16 protein-coding genes are annotated in these 14867 nt (G+C 75.2%); 10 read left to right on the forward strand and 6 right to left on the reverse strand.

Translation table 11 applies throughout. From position 1 onward, the window contains the following. Positions 1–175 precede the first annotated feature (175 nt). Positions 176–460, reverse strand: coding sequence for a PspA-associated protein PspAA (gene pspAA / locus BLU42_RS12840; protein WP_091074946.1), 285 nt, complete (start codon positions 458–460; stop codon positions 176–178). Further along, positions 457–1338, reverse strand: coding sequence for a PspA/IM30 family protein (locus BLU42_RS12845; RefSeq protein ID WP_091074948.1), 882 nt, complete (start codon positions 1336–1338; stop codon positions 457–459). Before BLU42_RS12845 ends, pspAA begins: the two co-directional genes overlap by 4 nt. A 256-nt stretch (positions 1339–1594) precedes the next feature. Between BLU42_RS12845 and BLU42_RS12850 the strand changes: the two genes are divergently transcribed. Together BLU42_RS12850 and BLU42_RS12855 are read left to right on the forward strand one after the other, a co-directional pair. Beyond that, entirely contained in the window at positions 1595–2152 is a 558-nt protein-coding gene (locus BLU42_RS12850) for a DUF3043 domain-containing protein (protein WP_157719967.1), read from the forward strand. Between the two features lie 26 nt (positions 2153–2178). Further along, the gene (locus tag BLU42_RS12855) at positions 2179–2400 is read left to right on the forward strand and encodes a hypothetical protein (RefSeq protein ID WP_231918134.1); all 222 of its coding nucleotides are present in this window, start codon (positions 2179–2181) and stop codon (positions 2398–2400) included. A gap of 22 nt (positions 2401–2422) precedes the next feature. Here the strand turns inward: BLU42_RS12855 and BLU42_RS12860 are convergent, their stop codons facing one another. Further along, on the reverse strand, positions 2423–3382 hold the full coding sequence (locus BLU42_RS12860; RefSeq protein WP_091074952.1) for a saccharopine dehydrogenase NADP-binding domain-containing protein: 960 nt from the start codon (positions 3380–3382) through the stop codon (positions 2423–2425). A 128-nt stretch (positions 3383–3510) separates the two neighbouring features. Between BLU42_RS12860 and BLU42_RS12865 the strand changes: the two genes are divergently transcribed. Next, a complete protein-coding gene (locus BLU42_RS12865; protein ID WP_091074954.1) occupies positions 3511–4218 on the forward strand; it encodes a TetR/AcrR family transcriptional regulator in 708 nt (235 codons plus the stop codon). A 10-nt stretch (positions 4219–4228) separates the two neighbouring features. Then, positions 4229–4711, forward strand: coding sequence for an NUDIX hydrolase (locus BLU42_RS12870; RefSeq protein ID WP_091074956.1), 483 nt, complete (start codon positions 4229–4231; stop codon positions 4709–4711). 11 nt (positions 4712–4722) lie between these two features. Here BLU42_RS12870 and BLU42_RS12875 read toward each other — a convergent pair whose 3' ends face one another. Continuing rightward, positions 4723–5067: a hypothetical protein gene (locus BLU42_RS12875; protein WP_091074959.1), complete on the reverse strand. Its 345-nt coding sequence runs from the start codon at positions 5065–5067 to the stop codon at positions 4723–4725. Further along, complete coding sequence (gcvT, locus tag BLU42_RS12880) at positions 5064–6191, reverse strand: glycine cleavage system aminomethyltransferase GcvT (protein ID WP_231918135.1); 1128 nt, start codon at positions 6189–6191, stop codon at positions 5064–5066. Before gcvT ends, BLU42_RS12875 begins: the two co-directional genes overlap by 4 nt. 154 nt (positions 6192–6345) lie before the next feature. Between gcvT and BLU42_RS12885 the strand changes: the two genes are divergently transcribed. Further along, positions 6346–7902: a leucyl aminopeptidase gene (locus BLU42_RS12885; protein WP_091074962.1), complete on the forward strand. Its 1557-nt coding sequence runs from the start codon at positions 6346–6348 to the stop codon at positions 7900–7902. 501 nt (positions 7903–8403) lie between these two features. On the opposite strand, the gene BLU42_RS12890 is transcribed toward BLU42_RS12885, so the two are convergent. Further along, positions 8404–8739 carry a hypothetical protein gene (locus tag BLU42_RS12890; protein WP_091074964.1) on the reverse strand — a complete coding sequence of 112 codons (336 nt, stop codon included), beginning with the start codon at positions 8737–8739 and terminating at the stop codon, positions 8404–8406. 174 nt (positions 8740–8913) lie between these two features. Here BLU42_RS12890 and lpdA point away from each other — a divergent pair, with 174 nt between their 5' ends. From lpdA to lipB, 5 genes are all read left to right on the forward strand, one after another. Further along, on the forward strand, positions 8914–10338 hold the full coding sequence (lpdA, locus tag BLU42_RS12895; RefSeq protein ID WP_197680435.1) for a dihydrolipoyl dehydrogenase: 1425 nt from the start codon (positions 8914–8916) through the stop codon (positions 10336–10338). Positions 10339–10523: 185 nt separating this feature from the next. Next, positions 10524–12506 (forward strand): 2-oxoglutarate dehydrogenase, E2 component, dihydrolipoamide succinyltransferase, encoded by a 1983-nt coding sequence (sucB, locus tag BLU42_RS12900; protein WP_091074968.1) that lies wholly within the window; start codon positions 10524–10526, stop codon positions 12504–12506. A gap of 35 nt (positions 12507–12541) precedes the next feature. After that, a complete protein-coding gene (locus tag BLU42_RS12905; RefSeq protein WP_091074971.1) occupies positions 12542–13456 on the forward strand; it encodes a TIGR01777 family oxidoreductase in 915 nt (304 codons plus the stop codon). A gap of 3 nt (positions 13457–13459) precedes the next feature. Then, entirely contained in the window at positions 13460–13999 is a 540-nt protein-coding gene (locus BLU42_RS12910; RefSeq protein ID WP_091074973.1) for a GNAT family N-acetyltransferase, read from the forward strand. Between the two features lie 17 nt (positions 14000–14016). Then, positions 14017–14748: a lipoyl(octanoyl) transferase LipB gene (gene lipB / locus BLU42_RS12915; RefSeq protein ID WP_091074975.1), complete on the forward strand. Its 732-nt coding sequence runs from the start codon at positions 14017–14019 to the stop codon at positions 14746–14748. The last annotated feature ends 119 nt before the right edge of the window (positions 14749–14867 follow it).

Here is a 14867-nt window from a genome sequence, read left to right on the forward strand (position 1 = left end):
GGTAGCGCTCCCCGAGCTCGTCGAAGGGCCTCGAAGAGGTCGGCGCTTCTCAGGGGCCCTGAACAGACGCCGACCACTTCGTGGCCCTTCGACAGGCTCAGGGAGCGTCTGACAAGCAAAAGCCCCGCCTGGATCGGTCCAGGCGGGGCTTCTGCGTCGTACGAGTTGCTCGGGGTCAGCCGGGGATGAGGCCCTCGGAGGAGTCGGCCAGCAGTCCCTCGACCTCGGAGAGGCTCGAGTCGACGTCCGGCAGGATCAGGTCGGAGTCGGCGAGCTGGTCGTCGGGGACCGGGGTGCCGACCGAGCGGACCTCGTCGAGGAGCTCCGACAGCGCCAGCGTGAGCTGGGCCTGGTCGCCCTGCGACACGGCCTGCTCGACGCGGTCGTCGAGGGTGTTGAGGCTGGCGACCGCGTCCTCGGGCACCTCCCACTGACCCTCGCCGAGGATGCGGACGATCATCGGAGGTCCCCCGCGTTCGGCTGCGACGGCTGCTGCTCGTACGGAGCCGGCTGGCCCTGCAGGTCGCGCTCGACGTCCTCGAGCGACCGCGCCCGGGCCGGGGCCTGCTGCGTCGGCTGCGACTCGATGGCCGGGGCCTGCCCGCCGCCGATCGCCTGCGTGCCGGCGCTCGGACCCTGGCCGATCAAGGCCTTCATCCGGCTGAGCTCGTCCTCCACGTCGGAGGTCGACGCGAGCTGCTCGAGCTCGAGGGTGATGTCGTCCTTGCTCGTGCCCGACGCGTCGTCGAGCGCCCCGCTGGCGAGCAGCTCGTCGATCGCGCCGGCGCGGGCCTGGAGCTGCAGCGTCTTGTCCTCCGCGCGCTGCACCGCGAGGCCGACGTCGCCCATCTCCTCGCTGATGCCCGAGAATGCCTCGCCGATGCGGCTCTGCGCCTCGGCCGCGGAGTACGTCGCCTTGATCGTCTCCTTCTTGGTGCGGAAGGCGTCGACCTTGGCCTGCAGCCGCTGGCTGGCCCGGACGAGCTTCTCCTCCTCGCCCTGCAGCTGCGCGTGCTGGGCCTGGAGGTCCGTGAGCTGCTGCTGGAGCCCCGAACGTCGCGTCAGCGCCTCGCGGGCCAGGTCCTCGCGACCGACCTCGAGCGCCTTCTGCGCCTGCTGGGTGAGCTTGTCGGCCTGGGTGGAGAGCCCGTTGGCCTGCAGCTCGATGCGCTTGCGGCTCGTGGCCACGTCGGCGACGCCGCGGCGCACCTTCTGCAGGAGCTCGAGCTGACGCTGGTAGGAGTAGTCCAGCGTCTGCCGCGGGTCTTCGTACTTGTCCAAGGTCTTGTCCGCCTTGGCGCGGAAGATCAGGGACATGCGCTGAAAAAGGCCGGCCATGTGGTCTCGGTGGTCCTTCCTGGGCCGAGGAGCGGGGCGAGCGTCGTCCGGAGGAGGCTCCGCCGAGGAGGGGCGCCCCCGCGTGACAGGCCCCCACCGTATCTCCGTCGTGGGAGCCGGCGCCGGGTAGGAGGGTGCGAGGTTTCGGTTTCCAGGGTCCGGCCTGGGATGATCTAGGGGTCGAGACGCCGACGTCCGGTGCTGCGCCAGCCTGCAGCCCACGGCCGGCACGAGGTACGAGGAGCACGAGGCAGCAGTGGCACTCTTCCGTCGCAGCACGACCACGGAGCCCGAGCCGGCGCCGGCCCCCGAGGTCCGCGACCCGTCCGGGCGCAAGTCCGGGCCGACGCCCAGCCGCAGGGAGGCCGAGGCGGCCCGGCGCCAGCGCGTCACGCAGACCTACAGCAAGCGCGAGGCCCGGCAGCTGGCCTCGCGTCAGAACCGCTCCGAGCGGATGCGGGCGCTCGCCGCCCGGGACAACACCCCGGAGAAGGCGCTGATGCGCGACTACGTCGACCACCGCTTCAGCATCGGCGAGATCCTGCTGCCGGCGCTCGTGCTGATCCTGGCGTCGAGCTTCCTCAACACGATCTTCCCGCGCGCCGCCGTCTTCGGCACGGTCGTCATGTACGTCTACGTGCTGGCCGTCCTGCTCGACCTCTTCCTCATGTGGCGCGGCTTCAAGAAGGTGCTGGCCAAGCGGATGCCGGGGGCCTCGACGAAGGGCCTCGCCTTCTACGGCGCCAACCGGGCGATCCAGATCCGCCGCTTCCGCATCCCGTCGCCGCGCATCAAGCGCGGGCAGGCCTACTGAGCGCCGGCCCCGGGGACGAGGACGCCGTGACGAACGACTGGCACTGGGTGGCCGAGCGCTCCGGGACGGGACGCTCGGGCGCCGCCCGCGCGGTCGGTCCCGAGGGCTTCCCGACGCAGGGCGAGGCCGAGAGCTGGCTGGGCGAGACCTACCCCGACCTGCTCGAGGGCGGGGTCAGGGCGGTGAGCCTGCACGAGGGCGACCGCCGCGTGTACGGGCCGATGAGCCTGGAGCCCGAGGCCGGCTGAGCCGCCCGACCCGCGGCCGCCGTCAGCGGGCCGCGGCCGGCGACCCGGAGAGGTTGCCCTCCCCCGTGCGCCGCAGCGTGTCCTCCCACGGCGACGGCGCGAGGCCGAGCGCGGCCTGCGTACGGCTGGAGTCCATGACGTAGGGCCGCTCGAAGACGTAGCCGAGCTGCCCGAGCTCGCGCATCATCGGGCTGACGACGCCGGTCGCCCGCACGAGCGGGACCGGCAGCCCGTGCACCGCGACGGCGGGGCGGCCCAGCGCGGCGAGGGCGCCGTCCAGGGCAGCGCGCTGCGTGCTCGGCGGCCCGCTGACCGCGTGCCACACCTGCCCCCAGGTCCCCTCGTCGAACGCGACCCGGGCGAGCGTGCGCCCCATGTCGGCGACGTCGGTGAAGGTGTGCGGCAGGTCGGGCCGCCCGATCATCCAGGCGGCGCGGCCGCGGGCGGCCGCCGGGACGTGGCGGGAGACGTGCCCGTTCAGCCCGACGCCGGCGCCGAGGTAGTCCGACGCCCGCACCTCGACCGCCGCCAGCCGCCCGGCGTCGTGCGCCGCCTTCGCCTCGGCCCACATCCGCGCCCGCAGCCGCCCCTTGTGGTCGGTCGCGACGTCCGGCATGCCCTCGGTCATCGGAGCGTCCACGGGCCCGTACGGGTAGAGCGACGCCGCCGTCACGAGCGTGGCGCCGGTCCGCTCGGCGGTCGTGAGCAGGCTCGCCGCCAACGGGGGCCAGACCTGCTCCCAGACCGTGTAGTCGCGCGGGTTGGCGCAGTTCAGGAGCGCGTCGGCGCCCCGGACCACCGCCTCGAGCGCGCCCGCGTCGCTCGCGTCCACCGCGACCGACGCGACCCCCTCGATCCCGGTGGGGCGGCCCGAGCGGGTCACGACCGTGACGCGGTGGCCCTGCTCGGTCATCACCCGGGCCGCCTCGCGCCCCACCGGTCCTGCTCCGACCACGACGGCCGTACGGGTCTGATCACTCATCTACGTCTCCTGTTCTTCTTCGAGAGCATTGCTCTCGTGGAGCACGAGCATGGCATCGCTCAGGAGACGAAGCAAGAGCGGTGCTCTCGGAACAGGGCGACGCTCTTCCCTTACGGCATGATGTCCGGGTGAGCCCCTCCGCCTCGACCTCGGCCCGGGCCCTGGCGCGCGACCAGCTGACCCGCGCGATCCTCGCCAGCGCCCGCGGCCAGCTGGGCACGGTCGGCCCGGCCGCGCTCTCGGTCCGGGCCGTCGCGCGTGACGTCGGCATGGTCTCCTCCGCGGTCTACCGCTACTTCCCCAGCCGGGACGAGCTCCTGACCGCGCTGCTCGTCGAGTGCTTCGACGAGCAGGGCGAGGCCGTCGAGTCCGCGGTCGCCGCTTGCGGGCCGGACGACGTCGCCGGCCGGTGGTCCGCGCTGGCCCACGCCTTCCGCGGGTGGGCGCTGGCGCACCCCTGGGACTACGCGCTGCTCTACGGCTCGCCCGTCCCGGGCTACGTCGCGCCCGAGCAGACCGTGGGTCCCGCCGTCCGGACGCCGCGGGTGCTCATGGCCCTGCTCGTGGACGCGGCCGCGCGGGGGTTCCGACAGCCACCCGGTGCGGCCCCGGGACCCGGCCCCGCCTTCCACGCCGCGGTGGCCGACCTGCGCGGCCTGGCCGGCGCCGACCTGCCGGACGGCCTCCTGCTCGCCGGGCTCGCGGCCTGGTCCGGGCTCGTCGGCGGCGTGACGCTCGAGCTGTTCGGTCACCTCGAGAACGCGGTCGGCGACCGGGAGGCGTGGTTCGACGCGCTCGCCGCGCGGCTCTGCCCGGTCGCCGCGACGCCTGCGTAGGGTCGCGCCCGTGCCCGTGCCCGACTTCGTCCTCTCGCTGCGCCGGCACGTCGGCCACGCACGGCTCCCCCTGACCGGCGTCTGCGCGGTCGTGCTGCGGACCGACCGCGGCGGGCCCGAGGTCCTCTACGGGCGCCGCTCCGACAACGGGCTGTGGTCGCTGCCCTCGGGCATCGTCGAGCCGGGCGAGCAGCCCGCGACCACGGTCGTCCGCGAGGTCTGGGAGGAGCTGCGGGTCGAGGTGGAGACCGAGCGCCTGGCCCTGGTCACCAGCGACCCCGACATCCGCTACCCGAACGACGACGTCTGCCAGTACGTCAGCCTGACCTTCCGCTGCCGCTACGTCTCCGGCGAGGCCGCGCTCGGCGACGACGAGACGCTCGAGGTCGCCTGGCGCCCGGCCGACGACCCGCCGGCCGACCTCGACGACGTCCAGCGCCGCCGGCTGGCCGTGGCGCTGGCCGACGACCCGGCCTGCGTGTTCGACCGCTAGACCGTGTTCCTCTAGACCGTGTCCCGCTCGTCCGTCTGCCCGGCCGCACCCGGGGTGCGGGCCTCCTCGCCGCGCCGGCGACGGACGTCGGCGACCAGCAGGGCGGTGCCGAAGCCGGCCACGACGAGGCCCACCCCGGCGACGACGGGCTGGGCGCTGCGCCGCGTCGCCAGGCGCTGCTCGTAGGTCTGGCCCTCCGAGCCGTCGGCCTTGACGCAGACCGAGCCCGGGGTCATGACCTCGCCCCGGCAGCGGATCTCCGGCGACCCGCCGAGCGTGACCGCGTACGCGACCGCGACGAGGCCCAGGACCAGCAGCACCACGTGGGCGAGCCGGGTGCGCAGCCGGGCGTTCACCGGACGTGCGAGGGGACGAACGGGGGCTTGACGACCCGGAAGGCCTCGCGCCGGGAGCGGACGTCCACGGTGACGTCGGCGTCCGGGGCGACCGCCGCGTCGAGGAGCGCGAGCGCGATCCCGGTCCGCAGCGTCGGCGAGAAGGTCCCGGAGGTGACCGTCCCGACCTCGGTGCCCTCGGCGTCGCGCACGACCATGCCCGCGCGCGGGATGCCGCGGCCCTCGGCCCTGAGCCCGCGCAGCAGCCGGCTCGGCCCCGCCTCCTTCTCCGCCCGCAGCGCGTCGGCGCCCACGAAGGACGGCTTGCCCCACCCGACGGCCCAGCCGACCCGCGCCTGCAGCGGGGTGATCGAGGGCGACAGGTCCTGGCCGTGCAGCGGGTAGCCCATCTCGGTGCGCAGGGTGTCGCGGGCGCCGAGCCCGGCCGGACGCAGCCCGTACGGCTCGCCGGCGGCGACCAGCGCGTCCCAGACGGCGAGCGCGCCGTCGGCGGGCACGACGAGCTCGTAGCCGCGCTCGCCGGTGTAGCCGGTGCGGCAGACGATCACCGGGGTGCGGTCGACCAGGACGCGGGCGAAGGCCATGTAGGCCAGCTCGACGTCCACGCCGGCTGCGGCCAGGACCTCGTCGGCGCGCGGGCCCTGGAGGGCCAGCACCGCCTGCTGGTGGTGCAGGTCGACGACCTGGACCCCGTCCGGCGCGCCCACGTGCAGGGCGGCGACGACGGCGGAGGCGTTGGCGGCGTTCGGGACGAGGAGGACCTCGTCGGAGCCGGTGACGTAGGCGATGAGGTCGTCCACGACCCCGCCGTCGGGGTTGCAGAGCAGCGTGTACTGCGCCTGGCCCGGGCCGATGCGGTCCAGGTCACCGGTGAGCACGGAGTTCACGTGGGCGAGCGCCCCGGCGCCGACGACTCCGACCTTGCCCAGGTGGCTGACGTCGAAGAGGCCGACCGCCTCGCGGACGGCCGTGTGCTCCGCGACGACCCCGCCGCCCGCGTACTCCAGCGGCATCGACCAGCCGCCGAACGGCGCGAGCTTGGCCCCGGCGGCCAGGTGGCGCTCGTGCAGCGGGGACGTGTGCAGCGGAGGCGTCCGCACCTGCGTCTCGTCCTCGGCGCCCACCGCTCCTCCTCGACCACGTCCGCGGGCGCCCGTGCGGGTCCCGTCCGACCGCGAACCTACCGTGCCGCGCGGCGCCCCCGACCCGCTCGACCCCGGGCACGCACCCGCCCCCGGGCCCCTGGGCCCGGAGCAGAGCCGCACTAACCTGACGGGCATGCCGACTCCTCCGCTGCCCACGCTCGCCCTGTCCACCTCCCTGCCGAAGGGTTCCGTCGTCCTCGTCGTCGGGCTCGGCGCCGAGGGGGTCCGCGGCGTGCCGGCGGCGGTCGACCAGGCGTACACGAAGACCTACGGCAACGACGTGGCGACGCTGGCCACCGCGGTCGGCGCGACGAGCAAGGCGGGCCAGACCCGTACGCTCCCGCCGGTCGGCGACGTCCGCGTCGTCGTGGTCGGCCTGGGTGAGCAGAGCGAGCCGGGCGAGGACGAGGCGGCGGCCGGCGTGGCGCTGCGCGACGCCGCGGCCACCGCCGTGCGCTACGCCGGCGGGCTCGTCGAGGGCGCGGAGACCGACGGCAAGGCCCGTGCGCGCAACGCCCTGTCCGTCGTCGTCGCCCTCGGGACCACGACCGCGGAGGCCACGCTGGCCGTCGCCACGGGCGCGCTGCTCGGGACGTACGCCTACGCCGGCGTCGGCGCGAAGTCGTCGACCCCGCCCGCGATCGACAAGGTCACCGTGCTGCACGACGGCCCGGCCCGCACGCCCGAGGGCGACGACGTGGCCGAGGTCGCGACGGTGCTCGCCGGCGCCGTCCTGGCGGCCCGCGAGTGGGTGAACATCCCGGCGAACCTGCTCTACCCCGCCTCCTTCGCCGAGGAGGTGCAGTCCCTGGTCAAGGGCACCCGGCTGACCTGCGAGGTGCTCGACGAGCGCGAGCTCGAGGCGCAGGGCTACGGCGGCCTGATGGCCGTCGGTGGCGGTTCGGCGCGGCCGCCGCGCCTCGTGCGCCTCAGCTACCGCCCGCGCGGGGCCAAGACCCACCTGGCGCTGGTCGGCAAGGGCATCACCTTCGACACCGGCGGCCTGAACCTCAAGCCCGGCGACAGCATGTACACGATGAAGTGCGACATGGCCGGCGCCGCCGCCGTGCTCGCCGCCACGTGGGCGATCGCCCGGCTCGGGCTCAAGGTCCAGGTGACCGCGTACGGCGCGCTCGCCGAGAACATGCCGTCCGGCTCGGCCTACCGCCCCTCCGACGTGATCACCATCTACGGCGGCACCACGGTCGAGAACGGCAACTCCGACGCGGAGGGCCGCATCGTCATGGCCGACGCCCTCGCCCGGAGCAACGCCGACTCCGCCGACCTCGTGGTCGACGTGGCCACGCTGACCGGGGCGGCCGTCGTCGCGCTGGGCGACCGGACCGCCGCCGCGTTCGCGACGGACGAGCCGACCTCGCAGCGCGTGCTCGACGCCGCCCGCACGGCCGGCGAGGCCTTCTGGCCGCTGCCGATCCCGGCCGAGACGCGGGGCAAGCTCGACTCCTCGGTCGCCGACCTGCGCTCGACCGGCGGCAGCGACCGCGCCGGCGGGGCGCTCGTCGCGGCGGCCTTCCTGCGCGAGTTCGTCGACGCGCCCACGCCGTGGGCGCACCTGGACATCGCGGGCCCGGCCTTCCGCACCGGCGGCCCCGAGGGCGCGCTCAGCACCGGCGGCACGGGCGTCGGGGTGACCACGCTGGTCGCGCTGGCGCGCTCGATGGCCGGCTGAGCCCCGGCAGCAGCACCGACGCCGCGTCCCCCCGAGGGGGCGCGGCGTCCGTGCGTCCAGGGTCCGTCGCACCTGGCAGAGGCGGCTCGGCCGGCGAGGCAGCTCGATTCGGAGAGGTGGGTCGGGGACGACCGGGGGGAAGCCGCGCCGACCCCCCTGGACCAGCGCGGCTCCCGCGTGAGGGGTCGCCCCCCGGCTCGGCCGACGACCTGACCCGCCGACCACCACCCACGCGTCCCTGGTCCACCGCCCGGCACCTCGCTCACGAGGGGCCGGGCGGGACCACGGTCGTCCGCACCGGCGGTGCCCCGGCGGCCACGAGGCCATCCCACCTCTGGCACACCCCCGCCGGTGCGGGTGTCCGGGCGCGGCCCGGAGGCCGAGGACTTGTCAGGTAGTCCTCACTGGGGCGCCCGTACACCCGGGGTTTCGGAGTGCCGGCGGGACCGGATTGGTACGGCGCACGGCTGTTCCGCCGTCTTCGGGTGTGGCCCCGGTCACTCAGCGCAGGTCGGGGTGCTTCTTGTTGCGCGTGTTGTAGTCGCGCATCCGCTGCGGGTAGCCGACGACCGCGGCGTCGTAGCCGGGGATCTGCAGCGACTCGGCGAAGGCGTGGGCCCACTGCGGGGACGGCACGACCCGCCGCGTCCACTCCCCGTCGTAGGCGACGAGCAGCAGCGTGGGCCGCGTGACCGAGGTCTGCGGCTCGACGAACGCCTCCACGCCGCGGCGGCTGCGGGCGAACGTCGTCAGGTGGGTCGTCGTCGCCTCGTCGACCTTGCCCGACGCGCCGCCGGAGCGGCGCCCCTTGCCCCTCGCACGGCTGAACCAACCCATCAACCAAGTATTGCGTGCCCTGCACGCGGCGTCATGAAGGAGCGACCACCGCCGGATCGCGCGCCGGTGCCTGGACGACGAGAGAGCGAACACGCTTCTCGTTCGCGAACGAGGAGGAAGGCACCGGGTTGGAGCGCGAACCGCGCCGCAGCGGAGCGGAGGCAGAATCATGGGGTGACTGACGACGCGTACGACCTGGTGGTGCTCGGGGCCGGCAGCGGCGGCTACGCCTGCGCGCTGCGGGCGGCGCAGCTGGGTCTGTCGGTGGCGCTCGTCGAGCGCGACCGGGTGGGCGGCACGTGCCTGCACTACGGCTGCATCCCGACCAAGGCGATCCTGCACGCCGCCGAGGTCGCCGACGCGGCCCGCGACGGCGCGGCGGTCGGGGTGCACGCGACCGTGGACAAGATCGACCTGGCCGGCGTCCGCGCGTACGCCGAGGGCGTCGTGGGACGTCTCCACAAGGGCCTCACGGGGCTCGTGGCCTCCCGCGGGATCACCGTGGTCCAGGGCGACGGCCGCCTCCTCGCCGGCCCGGACGGGGGCACCCCGGCCGTCGCGGTGGTCGGCGCCGACGGCGAGCGGACGCTGACGGCCCCGTCGGTCGTGCTCGCGACCGGCTCGCAGACGCGGTCGCTGCCGGGCATCGAGCCGGACGGCGAGCGCGTGCTGACCAGCACCGACGCGCTGCGGCTCGAGACCCTGCCTACCTCCGCGGTCGTGCTCGGCGGCGGGGTCATCGGGGTGGAGTTCGCCTCGGCCTGGCGCTCGTTCGGCGTCGAGGTCACCGTGGTCGAGGCGCTCGACCGCCTCGTCCCCGGGGAGGACCCGGCGTCCTCGGCGGCCCTGCTCCGGGCGTACCGCAAGCGGGGCATCACCGTGCGGACGCAGAACCGCGTGCGCTCGGTCGAGACCCTGCCCACCGGGGTCCGCGTCGTGCTGGACGACGAGGCGGCCACCGCGCTCGAGGCCGACGTCGTGCTCGTGGCCGTCGGGCGCGGTCCGCGCTCGGCGGGCCTGGGCTACGAGGAGACCGGCGTCGGGCTGGACCGCGGCTTCGTCGAGGTCGACGAGCGGCTGCGGACCGCCGTCCCCGGCGTGTACGCGGTCGGCGACCTGGTCCTCGGCCTGCAGCTCGCCCACCGCGGCTTCGCGCACGGCATCTTCGTGGCCGAGGACGTGGCCCACGGCCTGGGCCGGCTCGACCGCGCCCCCGTGCTCGTGGCCGACGAGCAGATCCCCCGCGTCACCTACTGCGACCCCGAGGTCGCCTCGGTCGGGCTGAGCGAGGCCGTCGCCCGCGAGCGGTTCGGCGAGGTGGAGACGCAGACCTACGACCTCGCCGGCAACGGGCGGGCCCAGATCCTGCGGACGGCCGGCTTCGTCAAGCTCGTGCGCCGCAAGGACGGACCCGTCGTCGGGGTCCACATGGTCGGGGCCCGCGTGGGCGAGCTGATGGGCGAGGCGCAGGCCATCACCGCCTGGGAGGCCTGGCCCGACGAGGTCGCCGCCCTGCCCCACGCCCACCCGACCCTGGACGAGGCGCTCGGCGAGGCCCACCTGGCCCTCGCCGGCAAGCCGCTGCACGCCCACCGCTGACCCGCTCCGGGTCGGGGGTACGCAGGTCCGCCCCGGCAGGACCGGGCCGGGCCCGCGCGGGGGGCACGGAGGCCCAGGGCGTCCGGCACTAGGCTGACCCCCGTCCGAGCGGCCGGAGGGTCGCAGGCGAACGGTCGAGCAGGCGGACCACGCCAATGCAGCGCGAGAAGGAGCATCACACCGCCATGTCGACTTCGGTCACCCTTCCGGCCCTGGGCGAGAGCGTCACAGAGGGCACGGTCTCGCGCTGGTTGAAGCAGGTCGGCGACACGGTCGCGGAGGACGAGCCGCTCCTGGAGGTGTCGACCGACAAGGTCGACACCGAGATCCCCTCCCCCACCGCAGGCGTGCTCCTGGAGATCAAGGCCGCCGAGGACGAGACCGTCGAGGTCGGCGCCATCCTGGCCGTCATCGGCGAGGCCGGCGAGGCGCCGTCCGACGGCGGCGGCGAGCAGGGCGCGGGCTCCGGCTCGTCCGAGCCCGCCGGCGGGTCCGGGAACGACGCCGACGCCGAGATCGAGGCGGAGGACCCGACGCCGGTCAGCGGCGGCACCCCGGACAGCGGCGCGGGCGCCAACGCCTCGCGCCCCGACAGCGTCGTGGCCGACGCCGCCCGCGAGACCGGTGCGTCCGGCACCTCGGGCGGCTCCGAGGGCTCCAGCGGCTCGGGCGGTCCCGCGGAGGGCACCGAGGTGCGCCTGCCCGCGCTGGGCGAGAGCGTCACCGAGGGCACCGTGACCCGCTGGCTCAAGCAGGTCGGCGACTCCGTCGCGGCCGACGAGCCGCTCCTCGAGGTCAGCACCGACAAGGTCGACACCGAGATCCCCTCCCCGGCCGAGGGCACGCTCCTCGAGATCCGGGTGGCCGAGGACGAGTCCGTCGAGGTCGGCGCCGTCCTGGCCGTCATCGGCGACGCCTCCGCGACGCCGTCCGCGCCCGCCGCCCCGGCCGAGCAGCCGAAGGAGCAGCCGGCCGCGCCGGCCGCGCCCCAGGACTCCGGCCAGGACGCCCCGCCGGTCGCCCCCGGCCAGCAGGCCGCCCCGACCGCCAGCAGCGCGCCCGAGCCGCCGTCGTACAGCGACGCGGACCGCGGCCGCGTCGGCCAGGGCCCGTCGAGCAGCCCGAGCCGCCAGGACGCGCAGCCCGAGCAGCACGGCCCCACCGGCGGCTCCGCCCCGGCGCCCGTCGCCGGCGACCACGAGGGCTACGTCACCCCGCTGGTGCGCAAGCTCGCCCGCGAGCACGGCGTCGACCTGGGCTCGGTGACCGGGACCGGCGTCGGCGGCCGCGTGCGCAAGCAGGACGTCCTCGCCGCCGCCGAGGCGGCCCGCAAGGCCGCCGAGGAGGCCGCCAAGGCGCCTGCCGCCCCGGCTCCCGCAGCCGCCCCCGCTGCACCTGCCGCCCCGGCCTCCCGCCCGTCGGCCCCGGCCGCCGAGCCGAGCGCCCTGCGCGGCACGACCGAGAAGATGTCGCGGCTGCGGTCGACCATCGCGCGTCGCATGGTCGAGTCCCAGCAGGTCGCGGCCAGCCTCACGGCGACGGTCGAGGTCGACCTGACCGCGATCTCGCAGATCCGGGCCAAGGCCAAGGACGACTTCAAGCGGCGCGAGGGCGCGAGCCTGTCGTACCTGCCCTTCATCACCAAGGCCACGGTCGAGGCGCTGAAGGTCTTCCCCAAGGTCAACGCGACGATCGACACCGACGCCGGGACGATCAGCTACCCGGCGGCCGAGCACATCGGCATCGCGGTCGACACCGAGAAGGGCCTGCTGGTCCCGGTGATCAAGGACGCCGGCGACCTGAACATCGCCGGGCTGGCCAAGAAGATCGCCGACCTCGCCTCTCGGACGCGGGCCAGCAAGGTCACGCCCGACGACCTCAGCGGCGGCACCTTCACCATCACCAACTACGGCTCAGCCGGGACGCTGATGGACACGCCGATCATCAACCAGCCGCAGGTGGCGATCCTCGGCACCGGCGCGCTGGTCAAGCGGCCGGTGGTGCTGAGCGTGCCGGGCGTCGGGGACACCATCGCGGTGCGCGACATGATGTACCTGTCGATGACGTACGACCACCGCCTGGTCGACGGCGCCGACGCGGCCCGCTTCCTGAGCATGGTCAAGGCGCGTCTCGAGGGCGGGGACTTCGGCTCCGAGTTCGGGGTCTAGGCGAGGACGCGGACCGGCGGGCAGAGGGCCACGGCATGACGACCTGGCTGCTCGCCGGCGCGTCCGGCTTCCTGGGGACGGCCCTGCGGGTGCGGCTGGCGACCGAGGGCGACGACGTCCTCCGGCTGGTCCGCCGTGAGCCCGCGGCGCTCGGCGAGCGCCGCTGGGACCCGCGCTCGGGCGAGCTGGACCCAGCCGTCCTGGACGGCGTGGACGCGGTGGTCGACCTCGCGGGCGTCAACGTGTTCGCCGGCCGGTGGACGCAGAGGCGTCGTGAGGGGATCCTCGCCTCGCGCGTCCAGACGACCTCGACCATCGCCCGGGCCCTCGCCGCGCGGGGTGCTGAAGCCCCGGTGCTCGTGCAGGCCGGCGGCATCGCCTGGTACGGCGGACGGCGTACGGACCACCCGCACGTCGAGGGCGACCCGGCCGCGCCGGACTTCCTCGCGCAGGTGTGCGAGCGCTGGGAGGGTGCGGCCCAGGAGGCCGTCGACGCCGGCGTGCGCGTCGTCCTCCTGCGGACCAGCCCTGTGCTCGACCGCAGCGGCGGCCCGTTCCTGCCGATGCGGCTCGCGTGGTCGACCGGCCTCGGGACGGTGCTCGGCGACGGCCGGCAGCGGATGCCGCTGATCAGCCTGGCCGACTACCTCGGCGTGGTGCGCTGGGCCGTGTCGACGCCGCACGCCCGCGGGCCGTACAACCTCACGATCCCCGAGCCGTGCACCAACGCGGAGTTCACCGACGCCCTCGCCCGGGCTCTGCACCGGCCACGGCTCCTCAAGGCGCCGGCGGCGGTGCTGCGTGCGGCGCTGGGCGAGCTCTCGGGCCAGCTCCTCGACGACATGTGGGTGCTGCCGCAGAGGCTGCTCGACGACGGCTACGTCTTCGAGGCCCGCGACGTCGAGCAGACGGTCGCGGCCGCGCTGCGCGGCGCGAACCCCAGCGTCTGAGGAGTGGCCGCACCGCACGTCGAGGTCCGCCTCGTCCGACCCGACGACGCCCCAGCCCTCGCCTCCCTCGTCGTCCGCAGCCGCGAGGCGCTGGCGCCCTGGGAACCGCTGCACGACGCGGCCTACTTCACCGAGGCGGGCCAGCGCAGCGGCATCGCCACGGCGCTCGCCCGGCAGGTCCGGGGTGAGCAGCACCCGTTCCTGGTCCTGGTCGACGGCGTGCCCGCCGGCCGCATGAACCTCAACGACGTGGTCCGCGGCGCCTTCCAGAACGCCCACCTCGGCTACTGGGTGGACGTCGACCACCAGGGTCGCGGCGTCGCCACGGCCGCGGTGCGCGCGGTGCTCGGGCTGGCCTTCGGCGAGCTCGGGCTGCACCGCGTGCAGGCCGGCACCCTCGTGCACAACCACGCGTCGCGGCGGGTGCTGGCCAAGAACGGGTTCACCGAGATCGGCCTGGCTCCTGGCTACCTCCGGATCGCGGGCCGCTGGCAGGACCACGTCCTGCACCAACGGCTGGCCGACGACCGCCCCTGGGGCTGAGTCCTAGACTCGCCGCCGTGACCCTCGACGTGCGCCACCTCGGTCTCGGCTCGGACCTCGTCGACTACCGCGAGGCCTGGGACCTGCAGCACCGCCTGCACGCCGAGGTCGTCGCGGGCGAGGCGCCCGACACCCTCCTGCTGCTCGAGCACGCGCCCGTCTTCACCGCGGGCAAGCGGACCGAGCCCCACGAGCGTCCCCTCACCGCCGGCACGCCGGTCATCGACGTCGACCGCGGCGGCAAGATCACCTGGCACGGGCCGGGCCAGCTCGTCGGCTACCCGCTCGTCCGGCTGCCGGAGGCGTACGGGGTGGTCGACTACGTGCGCCGCCTCGAGCAGGCCCTGATCGACGCCCTCGCCGAGATCGGGCTGACCACGGGCCGCGTCCCCGGCCGCTCGGGCGTCTGGCTCGGCGCCGACCCGGCGACGGGGCGTCCCGAGCGCAAGGTCGCGGCGATCGGGGTGCGGGTGGCCGGCGGCGTGACCATGCACGGCTTCGCGCTGAACGCCGACCCCGACATGGGTGCCTTCGACCAGATCGTCCCCTGCGGCATCGCCGACGCCGGCGTCACCTCGATCGCCGCCGAGCTCGGCACCTCGCCCGCGCTCACCTCGCTCGCCTACGTCCTGCTCCCCCACCTCGAGCGCCTGCTCGCCTTCGAGCCGTACGAGCGCACCCCGGACGTGGCCGACCTCGTGCCCGCCGTGCCGGCCGGGGTGACGTACGGCCTGACGGCGGTCCGCTGAGGTCCCGCGCCGGTTTTCTTGCCGCAGCGCGGCTGACGGCGGCGTCTCGCCCCCTGTCCGCCCGTTCCCGGTAGGAAGACCGGCAGCGCGAACCGGGACCAGGGTCTGACCCGACACGT

The sequence above is a fragment of the Microlunatus sagamiharensis genome (genome assembly GCF_900105785.1).
Lineage (GTDB): Bacteria > Actinomycetota > Actinomycetes > Propionibacteriales > Propionibacteriaceae > Microlunatus > Microlunatus sagamiharensis.

Coding starts and splice junctions, on each gene's coding strand:
- pspAA (WP_091074946.1), bottom strand. CDS start 460: ATGATCGTCCGCATCCTCGGCGAGGGTCAGTGGGAGGTGCCCGAGGAC.
- BLU42_RS12890 (WP_091074964.1), bottom strand. CDS start 8,739: ATGGGTTGGTTCAGCCGTGCGAGGGGCAAGGGGCGCCGCTCCGGCGGC.
- BLU42_RS12885 (WP_091074962.1), top strand. CDS start 6,346: ATGCCGACTCCTCCGCTGCCCACGCTCGCCCTGTCCACCTCCCTGCCG.
- BLU42_RS12860 (WP_091074952.1), bottom strand. CDS start 3,382: ATGAGTGATCAGACCCGTACGGCCGTCGTGGTCGGAGCAGGACCGGTG.
- BLU42_RS12845 (WP_091074948.1), bottom strand. CDS start 1,338: ATGGCCGGCCTTTTTCAGCGCATGTCCCTGATCTTCCGCGCCAAGGCG.
- sucB (WP_091074968.1), top strand. CDS start 10,524: ATGTCGACTTCGGTCACCCTTCCGGCCCTGGGCGAGAGCGTCACAGAG.
- BLU42_RS12905 (WP_091074971.1), top strand. CDS start 12,542: ATGACGACCTGGCTGCTCGCCGGCGCGTCCGGCTTCCTGGGGACGGCC.